Here is a 21,408-nt window from a genome sequence, read left to right on the forward strand (position 1 = left end):
GTAAAATTTTACATCTCTCACTTAGATATGAACCTTATGTTTCAGTGAGAACCTAAATGTACCAAAAAGTTCCATATCAAAATATTCAATATGGTGAGCTTTATCATGAAGCAGAAGTATTGGCAGGAGTAGACCATTTCATTCAAGAGGTTTGCTTGGGTAGTTATAATTTATATCATCAAAACCTGATGATAGACCTACAAAAACTAATTCCGTCATTTAAGCCAATCTATAATGCGGATTTTTCCTATTGTAATTCAGTATTGATATTCATTGAGGTTGTGAAGACCATTGATTACACACTCAGACAGATTCAACAGACAGATTATGATTCTATTGTGTATTTTGATGAGATGACTGTCTGGCATATTTTGACTTACATCCAGTCATTATCAGGCTGTGTAAAACAGCAACTGATCGATTATCAACAACGTGAATTAAAGAACCAACTTAGCCTTTTTGATTATACATCCACACTCATTCATCATTATGCGAGAACGTTGGTGGTTCGAGTGGATTTATCCATTCTTCAGGAATATCAAGCCTTATACAATATTCATGCATTTAATGAAGCTTTAGACATATTGCTTCGGCGTATAGCCGATCAAGATACTTGTTTTAGTGGGTTATATGGTTATGCATGGGCATTAGAGCATGGGGTTAGTAAGGGCTACCATTGCCATCTTTTGCTTATGTACGATGGAAATATGCATCAATGTGGTTTTGAAATGGGGCAGTGGGTAGGTGAGTGCTGGAAGCAGATTACACACGGATATGGTTATATTTTTAACTGTAACCATTCCGACTATAAAGCCATCTATGAAGCAATGGGAACATTAGGAATTGGTATGATTCATCGTAACAATGCCAGTGAAGTCTATAACTTTCTTAACTATGTTGTCCCTTATCTGGTGAATGGTGAAAAAGAGCAGCAACATCCGAGAGTAAAGGATTCAGCCAATATGCGTAGTTTTGGTAAGGGAGTAGTTAATTCGAAAAATCGAAGAGGTTTATAAATATTGAATTTTCAATAGAGAACACAATACATTAGATGTGTTCTCTATATTGTGAAATCTGATATCAAAATGACAAATTCACATTGCCTTGATCTGTAATCATTTAAGCTTCAATTACCTGATCACCACGGCATTATGATTGAATCAAAAACTATTATTTTTATCTGGAAGGCTAGAAGTAAAAGCCTCTGGAGGAATCGGTACTTTACGGGCTTTAAACATTCTTTCAGATTCAGGTATTTGTTGCATTTGATCTTTCATCCACTCCTGAGACAAAGTTGGATGATCACTTGAATCTTTCATCGTTTCAGGGTGAAGTGAAATTTTAGCTATTTGTGCTGGAAATATCCCAAGCTTATTAAGCTCTGCCTCATAATAGTTTTTCAGATCAAGTGTACTCTGCAATTGTTTTTTTAATTCAGTTACTTCATTTTGTAGTGTAATTACCCCCTTCATTTTTGGTTGAGTGTTTGCTAAGGCTTGTAGAGCTTGTTCTTCATCAATGACGCCATCGGTAATTTTAGCTAATTTTCCTGAACGAGTGACATGTCTGATTTGATGTGAAGAGAAGCCATATTTTTCACAAAAATCTGAAATTCGAATGTGTGTCATAATTTTAAAGCCAATTTTGTATTTTTTTATCGTACTGATTTTATATAACAAATCAACGATTAAATTGAATCCTATTCTAAATTATTTCAAGTATATAACATCCTAATGAGAATCATGAAGCTCTTTTGAGTACACATGAAAATATGAAATTAAAGCCTGCCATCGTGCAGGCTTTTTTATGCCCTGAATTTAGGAGTCGAGTCATGAGCTTGAATTGCCCTTTTTGTCATTCAACCGACATCATGATTGTTGAAGCAAACATACAACAAGCAAATTCAACATTATCAAATTTTGCATCACCCGCAGCATTAGGTGCCTTAGGCACAACTGTTGCGAAGTCATTGAACTTGCCTCCCATCATTGGAGGAATTGCAGGGACTGTACTCGGTGGTTTGTTTAATTCATTTACAGAGCAAAGCACACCTTCGCAGAAAAGTTTGTGCTTCTGTCATAACTGCTACCAAAAGTTCCCCATTCAATATTTGAATTAAGAACAGATCCAATTTTTAACATTATTTTAAAAAGGAATAAAACCATGGCACATCAACTTGAACAAATGGCTTATGTCGGTGAAACCCCTTGGCATGGACTAGGGAATCAACTGAGTCAAAACCAACCGATTGAAGTCTGGGCACAGCAGGCAGGAATGGACTGGCGTATCGAGTCATCTAATGTCAGTTATATGGCACAGAATGAACGTGGGCAAAGCATCATCATGCCGTATGAAGAACAGCGCGTACTGTACCGTTCTGATACCCATGCACCCTTATCAGTTGTCAGTCAACGTTTTCAGGAAGTCCAACCTCGCGAGATTTTGGAGTTCTATCGTGATCTAACTGAACAATCAGGCTTTGAGTTGGAAACCGCAGGTGTGCTTAAAGGCGGCAAGAAATTTTGGGCATTGGCACGGACAGGACAAAGTTCAGCACTCAAGGGAAAGGATGTCAGTAATGGCTATATTCTTCTTGCAACTGCATGTGACGGTACGCTTGCCACAACAGCACAATTTACTTCTATTCGTGTCGTCTGCAACAACACTTTGGCGATTGCTTTACGTGGTCAGAACAGTAGTGCAGGTGTAGTGAAAGTTCCGCATAGCACCAAGTTTGATGCAGATAAGGTCAAACAGCAATTGGGTATTTCAGTTCGTGCATGGGATGAACACATGTATGAGATGAAACAGCTCAGTCAACGTAAAGTTACCCAGTCTGAAGCCGCAGCCTACTTTGATGCGGTATTTAATAACACCACAATGAGCATTGCAGATCAGGAAGAAAATATTATTCAGTTCTACCGTGATGTTGCAACTCAGGCAGCACAGGCAAATGCCAAGGAAAAAGCTGAGCCAAATGCCAAGGCGATGACTAAAGCAATGGAGATGTTTAATGGTCAGGGGCGTGGTGCAACACTTTCATCGTCTAAGGATACCGCTTACGGATTACTCTGTTCGATTACGGAGTTTATTGATCACGAGCGTCGTGCCATGAGTACAGATCATCGACTCGATTCAGCTTGGTTTGGTGCAGGAGCAGCGATCAAGCAACGTGGACTAGAACAGGCTTTACGCATGGTGTCATAGCGTAGAAGGTTAAGTTTTTGCAATGGAAAGTTAGATCTATCCTTTCGATTCTAAAGATAAATTTACATTTTAAAAATAATTAAACCACATCTTCGGGTGTGGTTTTTTTATGCCCTTTATTTGCCACCATCCATATAAAATGAGGAAGCAAGCTATGAATACAGCAATATTAAACCCATCCATTCAACAAGCCAGCAAACCCTTTAATGCCCCAAAACTGTTTACAGCAAAACGCTTGGTCAATACCAAAAATATGACTCAATCTGACTGGCTTGAAGTCAGAAGACAAGGCATTGGCAGTAGTGATTGTGCAGCAGCCTGTGGATTGAACCCCTATATGTCGATGCTCGAACTTTGGATGATCAAGACAGGGCGAGTCAAACAATCGATTGAAGATGAAAGTTCAGGTATCGCTCCACTCTATTGGGGCAAGCAGCTAGAGCCATTGGTAGCTGAATACTACAGCATACATACCAATAACAAGGTACGCAGAATCAATGCCGTGCTTCAGCATCCCGATCCAGATAAGTCTTTTATGTTGGCCAACTTGGATTATGCCGTGGTGGGTAGTGATGACGTACAGATCCTGGAGTGTAAAACTGCTGGGGAACATGGTGCCCGACTATGGCGTGATGGAGTACCTTTATACGTACTGTGTCAGGTGCAGCATCAACTTGCAGTCACAGGTAAACAGGCAGCGCATGTCTGTGTTCTGATCTGTGGGCATGAAACCAAGATTTTTAAAGTCAGCCGTTCTGAATCAGTCATTCAACACATCATTCAGGCAGAGCGTTATTTCTGGGAGTGTGTAGAAAATGATACTCCACCATCTGTGGATGCCAGTGAATCCGCAGCCAAAGCGATTCTGCAACTCTATCCAGCGCATATCCCACTAAGCGTTGAAGATCTTTCACAAAATGAAAATGCCAATTTGATGTTCGATCAGCTCATCAAAATGAAGGAAGAGATTCAGCATAAGCAGGAACGCTTTGACCAGTTGAAGCATCACATCCAAATGCTGATGAAAGACGCTGAACGAGCCACCTTTGCTCATGGCTCGGTGGTCTGGAAGAAAGCCAAGGATTCCATCAGTCTGAATACCAAAGCATTACTTCAGCATCAGCCTGAACTCATTGAACTTTACCCACTTCAAAAGCAGGGCAGTCGTCGATTCAACATCTATACCGACTAGCTTGTTTCAGCCCATTTAAATAGCGATGCACAAAAACCATTCTCCGCCCTCCATTCGCTAGGAATAGAGGGCAATACGGTCGCGGCTTTTGTAGCGAGCTATATATATTTATTGAATCAGGTGATCTACATCAAAGCTGGATGATCTGTAAAAAATCAAATTGAGGAAAATAAAATGATTAAAGGTTTAGCGATTACACCACCGACTCTGGGACGTATCAGTATTGGTCGTATGGTTGAAAAGAATGGCAAACGCCTACCTGAAAAGGATGATCAGTTCACCATTACTTCCCAGATCCAAAGCAAAGAGGGATGGATTAAGCATCCCCTGGATGAACAGCTTCGAGCCAATACGCCTAATCAAAAACTCAGAACTATACCCGTCCGAATGATCTTCAATGATCCTGACTTAAACCTACGTGCAGAATACAGCCTATTTGACCGTCAGACCGGACGGCCAGTCTGTGTCGGCAATGGTGAAACCTGCCAGCGGTTAACCAATCAAGGGGTGGAACAGCATCCATGTCCATCTCCAGATTTATGTCAGTTGGCTCAAGGAGGTAACTGCAAGCTATATGGGCGTTTGCATGTGAATTTAGATGATTCGGATGAATTTGGCACCTTCATCTTTAGAACCACCGGCTTTAACAGTATTCGGACTTTGGCTGCACGGCTGAGTTATTACCATGCAGCTTCGGGAGGCTTATTGTCTTGTCTGCCTTTGCAACTGACTTTAAGAGGCAAAAGCACCACGCAAAGCTATCGTCAGCCGGTGTATTACGTGGATCTAACTTTAAGGGATGGGATTAGTCTCAATGATGCCATTACTCAAGCCAAGCAAATTGATGAACAGAGCAAGCAGGCAGGATTTTATCAGGAGGCTTTGGACTTTACGGCAAGGAAGGGTTTTGCGAATGCGCGATTTGAAACAGATATAGAGGAAGGATTGGATGTGCTGGAAGAATATTACCCTGAACAAGAACAAAACCGGGCGATGGAGCAACAAGCTTCGCTTGAAGAGTTTGTAAAGGATATTCAGCAGGGGTTGCAGCAAAGTGTAAGAGCTGTGAATTAAGCGAGAAGAGAGAAGATAGCTAACGTTAAATTTTACAGACCAGCTCTATTATTTGAGCGAATAGCCGCTCGCATCAATGATTAGGAGCTAGCCTCATGAATGCGTTTATCGGTCAAACATTTCAAATGAATCAACTCATCAGCATTAAGCAGGTCGTAGAATTTGTCGGTGTGGGGCGTTCTACCATCTACGAGATGATGGATGAGGACTCACCTTACTATGATCCAACCTTTCCAAAGAAAGTTAAAATTACTCAAAATCGTATCGGCTGGTCAGCTTATGAGATCCATCAATGGATTGAAAGTAAGTTGGCGAGTCGAGAATAAGGGATGCTCTTAGCTCCCTTATTTTTTTGTTTTCTTGTAGACTAAAAATGTCTTTTAGCCTAAGTGTCCGTAATGAAAACAATAGACTACTACAATGAGCAGGCAGAAGAATTTACAGCTTCAACGTTTGAAGTTGATATGGAAAGCCTATATCAGCCATTTTTAGCTGAGCTGCAGGAAGGTGCCAAGATTCTTGACGTTGGCTGTGGCTCAGGACGAGATACTCTGGCTTTTAAAAATAAAGGCTATCAGGTCGATGCAATAGACTATTCCGAAGAACTCGTTAAAAAAGCATCTCTACTTACAGGTATTCCTATTAAGTGGAAGAGCTTTTATGAGGTTGATGACTATGAAACTTATGATGGAATTTGGGCCTGCGCATCGTTGTTGCATTGTGAGCGTACTCGTTTAAAAGAGGTGATTGGAAAACTGCTGAGTGCGCTCAAGCCAAATGGTGTGCTTTATATGTCTTTCAAATATGGGGATAGTGATCGAGAAAAGGATGGTCGGCAGTTTACAGATTTGAATGAAGAACAAGCAGAGGCTTTGCGAAAACAGTTTAATCATGTTCAACAGATCAAACAGTGGGTCACAATAGATCAGCGACCTGAACGACAAGAAAAATGGCTCAATCTACTTTGGAAAAAACATGTCTGACTTTATTCCTACGGCGCAGGAACAGCTTAAATTCCTAAAAAATATTCAGCTGATTTTGCAGTCGGGTAGTTTTAGCAGTACCTATAAATTTGCATTGCTGATTAGCCTGAGTCGATTGGCGATTGAAAAAGGTGAAGATACAGGCACCGGTCTGACACTTGAGTATATAGATATTGCGGAGAAGTTTGTTGAGCTGTATTGGAAGCAGGCTGTGCCATATACCTTTAATGATGAAGGGCAACTGATCTTAAATCAGAACAATGGTAAGCAAGCCGCTATTGTGAATCGCATTATTAAACTTCGGCAGAGCTACTCATCTCTTGGGCTTCTAAGGCGAGATTCACTAGTGTGGTTGAAGCTAGTAAAGGATGTGGCAAGAACGGTCAAAGACATGCCAGTGTGTTATTTGCAAAACATCAATGGTCAAAATTTTGAGTTTTTATATCAGCTTAATCAGTGTGGAAAGCAACTCATTCTTTTGCCTCAAGTCATGTATTGCTTACGCCAATTCAGCGAGATTATTGAAGAGCTTTGTCAGAAACGTTGGATTGATTACATTCGTAAGAACAGCACTAATGCACCTATTTTAAATAAGCTTCCAAATCTTGAACAATTCATGTTTGAGCCGAGTCGAAATCAGTTAAATGCTGTAGCGAATGTCTTAGTCGAGCTACAAGACTGCAAATGCTTCTACTGTAATAAACCAATGAAAAAGGGTAATTATGCAGTCGATCATTTCATTCCATGGTCTATGTATCCATCGGACACAGGGCATAACTTTGTTTTGGCTGATTTAACCTGTAATTCTAAGAAAAGTAATCTACTCGCATCTGATGAGTTTTTGCATAAGTGGAAAGATCGAAATGAAGATCAAGATTTGATTATTGTGGATCGAATTTCTGTGTTGGGGTTTCTAACGGATAAAGAACGGTCACATAAGGTTGCAGAGTGGGCTTATCGGCAAGCTAATGAAAATAAATATGTTAAATGGAATGTGATAAATAGCTAAAGTCTTATAAATTAGAAGACGAAAAATTCATTAAAATAAATATAATGAAAGAGTTATTTAGAATAATTATTGGGGGAATCGTGCTTTTAATTGACAATAAAACCGAAACGGTAAGTGAAAAACTGAAGCAAATTGATAATACTGATGCGACTTTATCGATGCAGTCAAATAAATTCACGATCTATGCCTTTGATGCTTTAAGAAAAGAATTAACTACTATAAAAAAATCAAGAATATTGCTTTCTCAATCACACTGGGACATGCAATCATTGGTAGGTTGTGAGAAAGATACCAGTCTTATAAATCAATTAGGACAAAAAAGAATAGCTTTGAAGTGTTTGGAGTGGCTGAATAAGAGTCATGTCGAGATCGCTACTCATTCACGTGCTGCAGAATCTAATAATATCATTTGTATAGAAAAGGGCGATGCTTTATCTGCAATTTATGGAGATGCTTCTTTTAGTCCAGAAGGATTGGGTGAAATACCTCCTCTAAAGCAGCAAATGATTACTTACACGGATGATGCTTTAGTTGCGTGTAGAGTCTTAGAATGGTTTAAAAATCTTTGGGATGATCAGGAAAATCTAGTTCATATAAAGAAAGAAATTGTCAAAAGGATTGAAACACTCACGGAGGATCAGCCTCTAGAGAGTATCTATTTACTCACGTTATTTAATATTTTTAGTAACTTTCTGGGTGATCTTGATCAAGAAAAATTACTGAGAAGTAAAACTGGCTTTAAGGATTCGATTGTCTGGAATAAGCTTTTTAAATTCCAAAAGGATGGTGTTGTTGGAGCCATTGAAAAACTTGAAAAATTCAATGGTTGTATTATTGCTGATAGCGTAGGTTTAGGGAAAACATTCGAAGCATTAGCGGTGATTAAGTACTATGAATTGCGTAATGATCGAGTTTTAGTTCTCTGTCCTAAAAAATTACGTGATAACTGGACGATGTACACTATTAATGATAAGCGCAATATCCTAGCTGAAGATCGTTTCAATTATGACGTTTTAAATCACACAGATCTAACACGTACTAAAGGTTTTTCGAGTGAGATAAATTTAGAAACCTTAAATTGGGCTAATTATGATCTTGTGGTGATTGATGAATCCCATAATTTTAGAAATACGCCTACGAAAGTGACTGGCAATAGCCGATATGAAAAATTGTTAAATGACGTATTGAGAGCTGGCGTAAAAACGAAAGTGTTGATGCTTTCAGCAACTCCAGTCAATAACAGAATGAATGATTTAAAAAATCAAATTGCATTCATTACGGAAGGGCGAGATGTTGCATTTATAGATCAGGGCATTAAAAGTATAGAAAGAACTTTAATGTTGGCCCAGAAGCAATTCAATCAATGGGTGAAGTTACCCGTAGATGAGCGAACGACGGCAAATTTATTAGACAGTATGAGCTTTGATTACTTTAAACTCTTGGATATTGTCACAATTGCACGGTCTAGAAAGCATATTGAAAAGTATTATGGTGTTGAGGATATCGGTAAATTTCCAGAACGTTTAAAACCTAAAAATATTTATGCTGATTTAGATTTAAAAGAGGAATTTCCGCCACTCAAAGAAGTTAATAAAACCATCAGACGATTGACGTTAGCTGGATACTCGCCATTGAAATACGTCAGAAATGACAAAAAAGATGAATATTCTCGTAAGTATGATAAAGCCGTTGGGGGCGGTAAAGGGGTCTTTAAACAGATTGATCGTGAAGAAAGCTTAATTCATTTAATGCGTGTGAATCTACTTAAGCGTATGGAAAGTTCGATTCATTCGTTCACGCTTACTGTTGCAAAGCTCGTTAATCAAGTCACAGGCCTTCTCGATAAAATAGAGAAACTACAACATGGCGACATTGAAGCTTTAAATATAGAAGATATTCAAGATATAGAGTTTGAATCAGCTGAACTTGAACCCTATTTGATTGGCAATAAAACCAAAGTGCTTTTGCAAGATATGGATTTGATCCGTTTCAAGCAAGATTTGGCTGCAGATCAAATATTCTTAACCTCTATTCTGCAGATAGCACAAGAAATTGATATTTCAAGAGATGCTAAGCTTCATAAGCTTAAACAGGAAATTCTATTTAAAGTCCAAAATCCTATTAATGCGGATAACAAAAAACTAATCGTCTTTACCGCTTTTGCAGATACTGCTGAATATCTTTATAAAGAACTCTCATCTTGGGGTGTGAGTGCGTTAGGGATTCATAGTGCTCTTATTACTGGTAGTGGATCGAATAAAACAACATTAAAAGGTTTAGGTGCTGATCTTAATACATTACTTACTGGGTTTTCACCAATATCTAAAGAACGTGATAAAACAAATATTTCAGATGAAAAAGAAATAGATTTACTGATCGCAACTGACTGTATTAGTGAAGGACAGAACTTACAAGATTGTGACACTTTGATTAACTACGATATTCATTGGAATCCAGTCCGAATCATCCAACGATTTGGACGTATTGATCGTTTAGGCTCTAAGAACACACAAATACAATTAATTAATTTTTGGCCCAATATGGAGTTGGATGAATACATCAATCTTGAAGCGAAAGTTTCAGGGCGTATGGTGTTATTAGATATTTCAGCAACGGGTGAAGAAAATGTAATTGATCCAAATAATGTTGAAATGAATGATTTGGAATACAGAAAAAAGCAACTACAGCAACTTAAAGATGCAGTTGTCGATTTAGAAGATATGGCAGGTGGGATTTCTCTTACTGATTTAACTTTAAATGATTTCCGCTTAGATCTATCAAATTACCTTAATACGCAAAATAACTTACAAACGTTAGAGGCAATGCCTTTTGGATTGTTCTCAGCTGTATCCCTTCGACAATTTAAAGAGAGCTATGATATTCCGAAAGGAATTATTTTCTGCTTGAAAAGTTTAAAAACAGGGAAAGATGCTTTGCAAATTAGTGACCACTATCCTTTGCATCCTTACTTTTTAGTGCATGTTAGTTTTGATTTAGACATTGTTCATCAATATACACAACTCAAGCAGATTCTAGATATTTTTAAATTAGCATCTTTAGCTAAAGTTCAAGTCGATCAAACGGCGTACCAACAGGTTAATTTAATGACTAAACAGGGACAAGATACGACTTTATTTAAAAAAATGCTGGTCAAAGCAATTGAGAGTATAGAAGGGAAAAGTGAGGAGAAAGGAATCGAAAGCTTATTCCATAAAGGAGGAACTGTGCTATCCGCCTCAGGTAGTCAAAACCTGGAAGATTTTACAGTGGTGTCCTATTTGGTTATTACGGATTAAGAGTGGGAATAAAAATGAGTTTACTCGATGATTTTTTGAATCAGTTAAATATCCCTGAAAAATGCAAAGTAGATAAGACCGTCTTTAAGAAACTATTTGAACAGGCAAATGATGGTCATAAAAATATTTTAGATGCAAAAGATAGAGAATGTTTAAAAAAGGATATATCCAAAATTACGTGGTTATATAGTTTTAAACCGAGCACGCTCAACATTCCTGTGTACCAAACTGAAATTCGTGAATATTTAGAAGTCGCGGTCTTACTGGTGGAAGTCGAGGATAAAAAGAACATAGAAAGGATTCAGCAGTTTTTTAATCGTTGTATTCCTTATCCATTAGTGCTCTTATTTCATTTTAAAAATGAAGAAGAGGATTGCCTCAGTTTTGGTGTAATCCATAAGCGTACCAATCAGTCTGATAAAGAAAAATGGGTACTTGAAGAAAGTGTTATTTCATCTTGGCTGAATTCAGGACAATTGTCGGTAGTGGAGCAGAAATTTTTAGTAAGCATGCAACTATCTCAGTTATCATTCCAAAGCTTTTATCATTTTTATGATTCGATAAAAGCACGCCTAATTGCCTTAGAATGTGCAAGATATAGTGGCTCTTTTGAGCTTTCATCACAGGATGATCATCTCTCCACAGAGAGTCGTGAGAGTGCTTTGAAAAATTTAATTGAATTGGAAAAAAGACAAGTAGAAATCTCCAATAAATTAAAGAAAGAAAAGCAGCTAGGTCGACAGGTTGAGCTTAATGTTCAGCTACATAAGCTGAAAGATGAAATTCAGTCGATTGTTCGTCGTATATAGATTTCGAGTCATCCCAATTTTTAAACTTTGAAGTAATGGTTATGCAGAAAATAAGTCTTGAAGAAAACCAAAGTGAAAATTTGGTTCAGCAAAATATTGAACATCTAAAGCAGATTTTTCCTGAAGTTTTCTCTGAAGGTAAAGTCAATTTTGAAACCTTACGTCAGCTTTTGGGTGATCAGAAGGTTTTGGATGAAGGTGAAGAAAAGTATGGCTTGAACTGGCATGGGAAAAAGAAAGCCCGTCAAGCGGCATTGATGCCTTCACTTGGAACATTATTACCGTGCCCTGAAGAAAGTGTAGATTGGGATAACACGCAAAACTTATTTATTGAAGGTGATAACTTAGAAGTGTTAAAGCTTCTGCAAAAGAGCTATACCAATAAGGTTAAACTTATCTATATTGATCCTCCCTACAACACTGGTAGCGAGTTTATTTATCCAGATAATTTTCAAGAAAATTTAGATACTTATCTTCTTTATACAGGGCAAAAAGATGAAGAAGGTAACACTTTAACATCAGCGAAAGAAAAAGCGGGTCGTAAGCATTCCAATTGGTTGAATATGATGTATTCACGCCTTTTATTGGCGAGATCTCTTTTAAAGGATGATGGCGTTTTAGTAATCTCTATTGATGAAAATGAGCATGTCAATTTAGTCAAAATTGCACAAGAAATTTTTGGTGAAGAAAACTACTGTGGAGAGATTGTTTGGAAGAATAGTAGTAAAAATGATCAAGATTATATTTCTATACAGCATGAATATTTTGTTTTTTTCACAAAAAATAAATCGGTAAATAAAGGTGAATGGCTCGAGAAAAAAGAGGGCATTGATGAAATTTATAAAGCTTTCGAAAAATTCAAAAATGAGCATGGTAATGATTGGAAAGCAATCCATCAAGCAGCTTTAGATTGGTATAAGACTTTTCCTGACTCTAATCCGATTATTGATAGTAAGCACTACAGTTGGATGGATGAAAAGGGCGTTTATTTCCCTGACAATATTTCAGGACCAAATGTTGGACAATATGTATATGAGGTTGAACATCCTGTAACTAAGAAGAATGTTAAAAAACCTTCTAGAGGTTGGTTCTGTCCGAAATCTACAATGGATGAGCTAATTGCAAGTGGGGGAATACATTTTGGTATAAATGAAACGACAGTACCTTGTTTAAAGACGTATTTGAAAAATACTGAGATGAAAAGTCTAACAAGTTTGCGTTTCAAAGATGGTCGTGTTGCATCTAAAAGATTAAGAGCTTTATTTGGTGAAAATATTTTTACTAATCCCAAAGATGAAGAATTATTGGTAGATTTTTTTAAAGCATTAAATATAAAGGAAAATGATGTTGTTTTAGATTTCTTTGCGGGTTCTGGAACGACAGGACATGCTGTAATGCTTCATAATGTTCTGAATGCTCATCGAGTTAAATATATTCTAGTGCAGTTGCCTGAAAGTTTAGAAGCTATGGCTAAGACGGCAACAGGTTTATCCAAGAAGATTATTCTTAATTCGATTAAGTATTTAAATGAACGCTCTCTTCCACTGAATATATGTGAAATTACTAAATTAAGATTAAAGCTAGTTAAAGAAAAGCTAGAAGAAACAGATGTGGATCAGTCATTAGACCTAGGCTTTAAAGTATTTAAACTCGCTCAATCCAATATCCAACTTTGGAATCCAGATCCTACAGATTTAGAGGCAACACTCTTAGAGAGTGAAAACCACTTAATCGAAGGTCGTACAGAACAAGATATTCTGTATGAACTACTGCTGAAGCGTGGTATTGATCTTGCAACACCAATCGCAGAACGTAAAGTTGCTGAAAAAACAGTGTATAGCATTGGCTATGGAGCGACGTTTGCATGTTTGGATGAACATATTCAAGCAGGTAACATTGAGTCTATTGCTCAACTCATCATCGATTGGTATCAGGAATTAGCGCCAGGAAATAAACCATATATTTTCTTCCGAGATAGTGCTTTCGAAAATGATGTAGTGAAAACCAATATCGCCGCTATTCTTCAACAAAATGGCTTAGACCACGTACGTAGTTTATAAGGGAAAACGCTGTGAAAGTTACATTGCAAGACGGTCAGTCTTTAGATATTCAACAAGAAAATATTGAAGCACTTCACCAGTTATTTCCTGAGCTCGTACGAGATAGAAAAGTTAATTTTGATGTGTTCCGTCAAGTCTTCGGGGACTTAGGTGTTCTTGAAGAAGGTGAAGAAAAATTTGGATTAAATTGGCATGGGAAAAAGAAAGCCCGTCAAAATGCCTTTACACCGTCACTTGGGACGCTGTTGCCATGTCCAGAAGAAAGTGTGGATTGGGATACGACTCAAAATCTATTTATTGAAGGTGATAACTTAGAAGTTTTAAAGCTTTTGCAAAAGAGTTATGCCAATAAAGTCAAAATGATCTATATCGATCCTCCTTATAATACGGGTAATGAGTTTATTTATAATGATGATTTTAAAGATAGTCTACATAACTATTTAGTATTGACTGGTCAAATTAATGATGAGGGTTTGAGTAACACATCAGATGTTGAGTCAAAAGGAAGAAAGCATGCAAGTTGGTTAAATATGATCTATCCAAGATTGTTTTTGGCTAAACAATTACTTAGTAAGAATGGTGCAATATTTATATCTATTGGAGAAGATGAGTTAGGAAACCTAAAAGAAATTTGTGATGAAATTTTCGGTGAAGAAAATTTTATTACTGTTTGTTCGCGAGTTGTTAAAACGGGTGGACAAAAAGGAATACATTTTTCACCATGTGTAGACTATATTCTTTGTTATGCGAAAAATATAAATGAATTAAAATCATTTAGAGAAGAATTAAGTCAAAATGTTATTGATAAAGTTTACACAAAAACTGAGATAGACGGACCAAGAGCTGGAGAAAAATATCGCTCTATGGGGCTGTATCAAGCAATGCTAGATAAAAGAGCTAACCAGCGATACTACATAGAATGTCCAGATGGAACACTTGTAATTCCTCCAGGAAAAACATTTCCTAAACAAATTTTAGAAGGTGAACAAGTAACACCAATGGATGGGGATGGAGTATGGAGATGGACCTATAAGAGATATCATGAGGAAAAACTAGCAGGTAATATCGAATTTATTCAAAGTAAGCAGACTTCTTTGGTGGATCAAAATGGTGAGCCTGCCAAATGGAATATTTACTATAAAATTTGGTTAAATGATCGTTTGGAAGAAGGACAAGTACCAGGGAATATTTTAGCTAAGTTTGAAAGTAGACATGCTTCATCAGAGTTAAAAAAATTGGATATTCCATTCGATTTTCCTAAACCGAGTATGCTAGTCAAATATTTAATGAATTTATGTTCAGTGAGCGATAATGAAATAGTATTAGATTTTTTTGCTGGTTCGGGCACGACAGGACATGCTGTTTTAGATTATTCTAATGAAATGAGTAAAGCAGCAAGATTTATTTGTGTGCAGCTACCAGAAATTCTCAATGTTAATTCTCAAGAATATAAACAGGGCTATAAGACAATTTCAGAGATTAGTAAAGAACGCATTAAGAGAGTTTCTTTACAATGGAAAGAGTCTTCTATAAATAAGGGATTCAAGACTTTCAAGTTGGCACAATCAAACATTCAGGCTTGGAATGTGCATACAGATGATTTAGAAAATACTTTGGATTTAAACGAAGATCATCTTATCAAAGGTCGTACTGAATTAGACGTACTGTATGAACTACTCCTTAAGCGTGGGATTGATTTAGCAACACCAATTGAAAAGCGTGAAATTAATTCAAAAACCCTGTATAGCATTGGCTATGGTGCAGTGTTTGCGTGTTTAGATGATTCGATTTTAGCTTCTGATCTGGATGTTATCACATCTGCCATTATTGAATGGCATAAAGAATTAGCCCCTTCAAACGACACACATATTTTCTTTAAAGACAGCGCATTCCAAGATGATGTTGTAAAAACTAATCTCGCAGCTATTCTAGAACAGAATGGCTTAAAGCATGTACGCAGTCTATAAGGGGAGACAGCATGAGTAAAAAAATTAGTGGTGCAGAGTACCCACTAGCGAAAATCTTTAGTTCGGACTTTCAGTATGTTATCCCATCGTACCAACGTCCTTATACGTGGGAAGAACAGCATGCTTCAGTACTTTTTGATGATCTCTATAACTTCTTCCAAACTGAAAAAGAAGATGAGTATTTTTTAGGTAGTATTGTTTTAATCAAACAAGAAGGTAAACCTTTTGCTGAAGTGATTGATGGTCAGCAACGTTTAACCACACTAACAATACTATTTGCTGTGTTTGCGGCTTTAGATCAAGGTGGGATCAATGGACCACTTTATAAGTATATTTTTGAACCTGGTAATGAGTTTGAAGGTATTAGTCCTCAACCCCGTTTAACCTTACGTGAACGGGATAAAGATTACTTTAAACAGTATGTTCAAGAGTTAAAATTTGAAGCGCTTTTCAAACTCGATAATGAGCAATTAGAAAACGAAGCTAAATTGCATATTAAGAAAAATAGTAAAGTGCTGTATGACAAAGTAAAAACGACCTTTGATCATGATGCACAAAGCCTAAAAGAGTTTATTAAGTTTCTTGTTCAAAGATGTTTTATTGTTGCTGTAACCACACCAAGCCAGAATACAGCTTTCCGTGTGTTCTCAGTAATGAATAGTCGTGGCTTAGACTTACAGCCAACGGATATTATTAAAGCTGATGTGATTGGTGCATTGAGCGCAGAAACTGACAGAGAAATTTATAGTAAAAAATGGGAAGACCTTGAAGAAAGTATAGGTCGAGAGGATTTTAATAATCTATTTAGCCATATACGCATGATTTTTTCTAAAGAAAAAGCAAAACGTAATCTTTTAGAAGAGTTTAAAGGCTATGTCTTATCGATTATCACTGATCCAAAAGTCTTTGTAGATCAAATATTAGACCCTTATGTCGATGCGTATGACATTGTAAAAACAAGTTCATACACAGCAACAGCGAATGCTGAAAAAATCAATAATCACTTGAAGTGGCTCAACCGAATTGATAATTCAGATTGGGTGCCGGCCGCAATTCAGTTCGTGATCCAGCATAAGAGTGATTCAGAATATATGCTGTGGTTCTTTGAGAAGTTAGAGCGACTGGCTGCTTACATGCATATTTGTGGGCTGAATATTAATGAGCGAATTGAGCGCTATAAATTAGTTCTACTTGCATTGGAGCAAGAGCATTCTTTAGCATCACCTGTAAGTACAGTTGAATTAAGCAATGATGAAAAAATTCAAATGCTGAATGTACTTCAGAGTGATATTTATAGCCTAACAGCTCGCCGTCGTAATCACATTATTTTGAGATTAGATTCATTCTTATCAGATGGTGCAGCAAGCTATGATTCATCGATCTTAACCATTGAGCATGTCCTGCCTCAAACAGTGCATGAGGGAAGTGAATGGTCAGAGTTATGGCCAAATGAAGATGTGAGAAAAGCATGGACGCATAAATTAGCGAATTTGGTTCCTCTGAATAAGCGTCGAAATTCGAAAGCTCAAAATTATGATTTTGATAAGAAAAAGTCAGCTTATTTTGCAGGTACTAAGGCAGTATCCTCTTATGTCTTGACGACTCAAGTACTCAATGAGCTTCAATGGACGCCAGACGTTATTTTAAAAAGACAAAATGCTCTGCTTAACGTATTTAAAGAAAACTGGGGGCTATAATGGCGACAATGAAATTACAGTTTGAAGATAACCTAGATTACCAACGTGCAGCAATTGATGCGGTAGTGAACTTATTTAAAGGACAGGAAATCACACGTAGTGAATTCTCTGTGACTTACCGTAATAATGACGATGTAAACTTGGCATTGTTTGAAGATACTCAGCTCGGTATCGGAAACAGAAAACTTTTATTAGATGAAGAGATTGAGGATAATATTAAAAGTATTCAACTTAAAAATGGGCTCAAACCTGTTGAAAGTCTAGCGAGTAACGATTTTACTGTAGAGATGGAAACGGGTACAGGAAAGACATACGTTTATTTGCGTACCATATTCGAGTTGAACAAAGAATATGGTTTTACTAAATTTATCATTGTTGTTCCTTCAATTGCCATTAAAGAAGGTGTCTATAAAACCTTACAAATCACGCAAGAACATTTTGAGGGCTTATATCCTAAAGCTAAAGGGTATGAATACTTCCTCTATGATTCAAATAAACCAGGTCAAGTAAGAAACTTTGCCACGAGCTCTAATATTCAAATAATGGTCACCACAGTTGGTGCAATCAACAAAAAAGACATTAATAACTTATATAAGCCAAGTGAAGATTTTAACGATGAAAAGCCAATTGATTTTATTCAGGCAACTCATCCAATCATTATTGTTGATGAGCCACAAAGTGTAGATGGCGGCTTAAACGGTGCGGGTAAGAAAGCGTTAGATGCAATGAATCCGCTGTGTACTTTACGTTATTCAGCGACCCATGTTGATAAATTTAACATGGTGTATCGTCTGGATGCTGTGGATGCTTATGAAAAAGGCTTGGTGAAGCAGATTGAAGTTGCCTCATTAGAAGTTGATAGCGGTTATAACAAGCCTTATATCAAGCTCGAATCAACCAAAAACTCGAAAGGCTCTATTACTGCAAAGGTTGAGCTTGATGTTCAACGTGGAAAAAATATAAGACGTGAAGTATTAACGGTTGAAGATGGTGATGATCTAGAACAAATCACAAATCGTGCAATCTATGCAAATATGCAAATCGGTACTATTACTTGTGGTAAGCAGGAGTCGATAGAGGTTAAAGGGGCAGGATACGACCGTGTTTTGACACCGGGTGAAAATATCGGTGGCTTAGATCCTGATGATCAGAAACGCTTAATGATTCGTCGTACCATACAAGAACATTTTGAAAAAGAATTGCGCTTTGCTGCGAATGGTCAAAAGATTAAAGTCTTGAGCTTATTCTTTATTGATAGTGTAGAACATTATCGCCAATACGATGAAAGCGGTAATGTTGTTAAAGGTAAGTATGCTTCGATGTTTGAGGAAGAATATCAAAAGCTTGCTAAATCACCGAAGTTTAATAGTTTATTTAATGAAGTTGACGTTAGTACGGATGCAAGTGAAGTTCATAATGGTTACTTCTCAATTGATAAAAAAGGCAAACTCGTCAATACAGCAGAAAATAACCAAGCAGGGCGTGATGATTCTGAACGTGCTTATAATCTCATCATGAAAGATAAGGAAAAGTTATTAAGTTTTGACACCAAATTAAAATTTATTTTTTCGCATTCTGCACTAAAAGAAGGTTGGGATAATCCTAACGTTTTCCAAATCTGTACGTTAAGAGATATGGGTACTGAACGTGAACGTAGACAAACAATCGGTCGTGGTTTAAGGCTCTGTGTAGATCAAAGCGGAACTCGGATTAGAGGTCGTGATTATGGTGTAAATACACTGACAGTCATCGCAACAGAAAGTTATGAGCAATTTGCAGAAAATCTACAACGTGAAATTGAGGCTGATACAGGTATCCGCTTTGGTATTGTGGAAACACATCAATTTGCCACTATTCAAACTGTGAATACAGCAGGTGAAGTTGTACTACTTGGAATTGAAGACTCGGAAGTGATCTGGGACTTTCTAAAAGATTCCGAATTTATTGATAATAAAGGTAAAATTCAAGACTCTTTAAGAAAGCATCTCAAAGATGAAACCTTCAAGTTGAGCGATGAAATAGTTGAGAACCTTAAAACCAATTATGGAGAGCTACAATCTAAGGAGATTGGGGCAAGCATTACCAAATTACTTAAAAAACTCGCTGGTCGTTTGGATGTTAAAAATGCAGATGAACGCACACCTATCGCGACTAGAAAAGCAATTCTAGCTTCAGAAGAATTTAAAGCACTTTGGGATCGAATTAAATTCAAAACAACTTATAGAGTTGATTTTGATAATGAGAAGTTAATTAAAGACTGTGCAGAGGCAATCTTTGCTTGTCCACCTATCACTAAGACAAGGGCTCAATTTAGAAAAGCAGAGTTAGAGATTAGTAAGGGTGGGGTTTTGGCAAATGAAACATCCAAATCTGGTTTCACGACTGTTCATGAAACAAATATTGAATTACCAGATATATTGACTGATTTACAAGATAGAACGCAGCTTACTCGTAAAAGTATTGTGCGTATCTTGAAGGATAGTAAACGTTTAGAAGACTTTAAGCGCAATCCCCAGCAGTTCATGGATTATTGTGCTGAAGCCATTATTAGAACGAAACGTTTGGCATTGGTCGATGGTATCAAATATACGAAGGTAGGTAATGAACATTATTACGCGCAAGAGTTATTTGAGCAGACTGAATTGAGCGGTTATCTAAAAGATATGATTGAAGCACAAAAGTCTGTGTATACCCATGTAGTCTATGATTCAGCAGGGGTGGAACAAAATTTTGCACTTGATCTAGAGAAAAATGAAAAGATTAAGATCTATGCCAAGTTACCTTCCTGGTTTAAAGTTCCAACGCCATTAGGCACTTATAATCCTGACTGGGCAATTGTTGTTGATGATGAAGGAGAGGAAAAACTCTTTTTCGTTGTAGAAACTAAATCAAGTACATGGTGGGATGATTTACGCCATCAGGAAGGAGCAAAGATCAAATGTGGTGAGCAACATTTTGCTGCATTAGCCTTAGATATAGCTAAGCCTGTACACTATATAAAAGCAAAAGATGTTGATGGTTTTATGGCTTATATTGATTAAGTTTGGAATAAAAGAGAGTGGCATTGCCACTTTCTTTTATATAAGGGTAAAAATAGGGTTAATCACAAGTATTTTAAAATGTAAACTTATTATAAATAAAGAATTTTTAAGTGAGTTAAATTGCCACCATCTCTGTTTGAGTGTTGATGTCAAAAAATAAAAATTAATAAATATAATAATGTCATAGAGAAATAGTGGCAGTCCAAGAATAGACGATATTTGTCTAGGAGAGTGGTGGCAGTCCAAAGAATAGACTAAATTTGTCTAGGATACTTGGAGCAGTCCAGTTGTCCAATCTAATCCACAAAGTTTAATGAGACTTTGAGCAAAGCTTGTAATCATACAAAGAAAGGCGGAACAGAAATTTGATCATCAGAGCAACACTGAATAACTAACCGACTTAATTGATTATACCTTAAATTAATTGTCAGTATTTTTTGTAACAAAAAATGTCAGTAAGTGAAAATAATTTTAATATAAAGACATAAGTATACTGTTTACAAAAAAAAATGTGATGAGTGTCATGTTTATGTATATTTTTTTGTTTGTTAATGTGAAAATGCAATGGCATTATATTTAGAAGTATATCAAAAATGTTTAAATCCGAAATAAAATTGAGTTTGAGTCCTCTATGCTTGTTATTAATCTCAGGATTGACGACCTATTCTTTTGCGAATAGTCAAGCTCTAATTGCAGATATGAAAGTGTTTCAACTAGAGGCAAACCAAAAAGTAAAAAAAGAATTAAAAGCAACAGATCAGGTAAAGCCGCAGGCATTACTCGAATACAAGGTTGAATATTCAAATACATCTAGTCAAAGCCTAAAAAATTTAAAGTTAAATCTTCCATTGCCTACAGATGTAACTTATACAGGGCAAAGTTTTCCCAAAGATACTTATGCTTCTATAGATGGCAAAATTTTTTCTAGAGCACCACTTACTCGTATGGAAAATGGAAAAAAAGTGAATGTTCCACTGGCTGAGTATCGCTTTTTGCAATGGAATGTGAGTGAGTTAAAACCAAAACAGAAAATTACTGTTTCTGCTCAAGTCCAAGTTAATACATCTAAATAA

The 21,408-nt window shown here is 36.8% G+C and carries 16 protein-coding genes and 1 pseudogene; 15 read left to right on the plus strand and 2 right to left on the minus strand.

The window, feature by feature from the left end; genetic code table 11:
• Nucleotides 1-56 precede the first annotated feature (56 nt).
• A complete protein-coding gene (locus tag G4D73_RS13245; protein ID WP_213686947.1) occupies nucleotides 57-1,016 on the plus strand; it encodes a YagK/YfjJ domain-containing protein in 960 nt (319 codons plus the stop codon).
• 144 nt (nucleotides 1,017-1,160) lie between these two features.
• Here the strand turns inward: G4D73_RS13245 and G4D73_RS13250 are convergent, their stop codons facing one another.
• Nucleotides 1,161-1,628, minus strand: a complete 468-nt coding sequence (locus G4D73_RS13250; protein WP_213686948.1) for a hypothetical protein — start codon at nucleotides 1,626-1,628, stop codon at nucleotides 1,161-1,163.
• Nucleotides 1,629-1,831: 203 nt separating this feature from the next.
• Here G4D73_RS13250 and G4D73_RS13255 point away from each other — a divergent pair, with 203 nt between their 5' ends.
• The 13 genes from G4D73_RS13255 to G4D73_RS13315 all read left to right on the plus strand — a co-directional run bounded on the left by G4D73_RS13255 (nucleotide 1,832) and on the right by G4D73_RS13315 (nucleotide 20,335).
• The gene (locus G4D73_RS13255; protein WP_213686949.1) at nucleotides 1,832-2,119 is read left to right on the plus strand and encodes a hypothetical protein; all 288 of its coding nucleotides are present in this window, start codon (nucleotides 1,832-1,834) and stop codon (nucleotides 2,117-2,119) included.
• 44 nt (nucleotides 2,120-2,163) lie between these two features.
• On the plus strand, nucleotides 2,164-3,207 hold the full coding sequence (locus tag G4D73_RS13260; protein ID WP_213686950.1) for a DUF932 domain-containing protein: 1,044 nt from the start codon (nucleotides 2,164-2,166) through the stop codon (nucleotides 3,205-3,207).
• Nucleotides 3,208-3,361: 154 nt separating this feature from the next.
• Nucleotides 3,362-4,399: a YqaJ viral recombinase family protein gene (locus G4D73_RS13265; protein ID WP_213686951.1), complete on the plus strand. Its 1,038-nt coding sequence runs from the start codon at nucleotides 3,362-3,364 to the stop codon at nucleotides 4,397-4,399.
• A gap of 174 nt (nucleotides 4,400-4,573) precedes the next feature.
• A complete protein-coding gene (locus G4D73_RS13270; RefSeq protein WP_213686952.1) occupies nucleotides 4,574-5,473 on the plus strand; it encodes a hydrolase or metal-binding protein in 900 nt (299 codons plus the stop codon).
• Nucleotides 5,474-5,568: 95 nt separating this feature from the next.
• Nucleotides 5,569-5,799: a helix-turn-helix transcriptional regulator gene (locus tag G4D73_RS13275; RefSeq protein WP_005096077.1), complete on the plus strand. Its 231-nt coding sequence runs from the start codon at nucleotides 5,569-5,571 to the stop codon at nucleotides 5,797-5,799.
• Nucleotides 5,800-5,871: 72 nt separating this feature from the next.
• Nucleotides 5,872-6,456 (plus strand): class I SAM-dependent methyltransferase, encoded by a 585-nt coding sequence (locus G4D73_RS13280; protein ID WP_213686953.1) that lies wholly within the window; start codon nucleotides 5,872-5,874, stop codon nucleotides 6,454-6,456.
• Nucleotides 6,449-7,465 (plus strand): HNH endonuclease domain-containing protein, encoded by a 1,017-nt coding sequence (locus G4D73_RS13285; RefSeq protein WP_213686954.1) that lies wholly within the window; start codon nucleotides 6,449-6,451, stop codon nucleotides 7,463-7,465. The genes G4D73_RS13280 and G4D73_RS13285 overlap by 8 nt, the downstream gene beginning before the upstream one ends.
• A 44-nt stretch (nucleotides 7,466-7,509) precedes the next feature.
• Nucleotides 7,510-10,761 carry a helicase-related protein gene (locus G4D73_RS13290; RefSeq protein ID WP_213686955.1) on the plus strand — a complete coding sequence of 1,084 codons (3,252 nt, stop codon included), beginning with the start codon at nucleotides 7,510-7,512 and terminating at the stop codon, nucleotides 10,759-10,761.
• A gap of 14 nt (nucleotides 10,762-10,775) precedes the next feature.
• The gene (locus G4D73_RS13295) at nucleotides 10,776-11,570 is read left to right on the plus strand and encodes a DUF4391 domain-containing protein (RefSeq protein WP_213686956.1); all 795 of its coding nucleotides are present in this window, start codon (nucleotides 10,776-10,778) and stop codon (nucleotides 11,568-11,570) included.
• 41 nt (nucleotides 11,571-11,611) lie between these two features.
• Nucleotides 11,612-13,630: a site-specific DNA-methyltransferase gene (locus G4D73_RS13300; protein ID WP_213686957.1), complete on the plus strand. Its 2,019-nt coding sequence runs from the start codon at nucleotides 11,612-11,614 to the stop codon at nucleotides 13,628-13,630.
• A gap of 11 nt (nucleotides 13,631-13,641) precedes the next feature.
• Nucleotides 13,642-15,597, plus strand: a complete 1,956-nt coding sequence (locus tag G4D73_RS13305) for a site-specific DNA-methyltransferase (RefSeq protein WP_213686958.1) — start codon at nucleotides 13,642-13,644, stop codon at nucleotides 15,595-15,597.
• Between the two features lie 11 nt (nucleotides 15,598-15,608).
• Nucleotides 15,609-17,294: a DUF262 domain-containing protein gene (locus G4D73_RS13310; RefSeq protein WP_213686959.1), complete on the plus strand. Its 1,686-nt coding sequence runs from the start codon at nucleotides 15,609-15,611 to the stop codon at nucleotides 17,292-17,294.
• Nucleotides 17,294-20,335: a type III restriction-modification system endonuclease gene (locus tag G4D73_RS13315; RefSeq protein WP_228305169.1), complete on the plus strand. Its 3,042-nt coding sequence runs from the start codon at nucleotides 17,294-17,296 to the stop codon at nucleotides 20,333-20,335. Before G4D73_RS13310 ends, G4D73_RS13315 begins: the two co-directional genes overlap by 1 nt.
• A 288-nt stretch (nucleotides 20,336-20,623) precedes the next feature.
• Here the strand turns inward: G4D73_RS13315 and G4D73_RS15725 are convergent.
• A pseudogene (locus tag G4D73_RS15725) lies at nucleotides 20,624-20,730 on the minus strand (transposase); the annotation flags it as partial.
• A gap of 198 nt (nucleotides 20,731-20,928) precedes the next feature.
• On the opposite strand from G4D73_RS15725, the gene G4D73_RS13320 reads away from it, so the two are divergent.
• The gene (locus tag G4D73_RS13320; protein ID WP_228305170.1) at nucleotides 20,929-21,408 is read left to right on the plus strand and encodes a hypothetical protein; all 480 of its coding nucleotides are present in this window, start codon (nucleotides 20,929-20,931) and stop codon (nucleotides 21,406-21,408) included.

Origin of the sequence: Acinetobacter sp. WY4, from assembly GCF_018438165.1 — a bacterium.
Lineage (GTDB): Bacteria > Pseudomonadota > Gammaproteobacteria > Pseudomonadales > Moraxellaceae > Acinetobacter.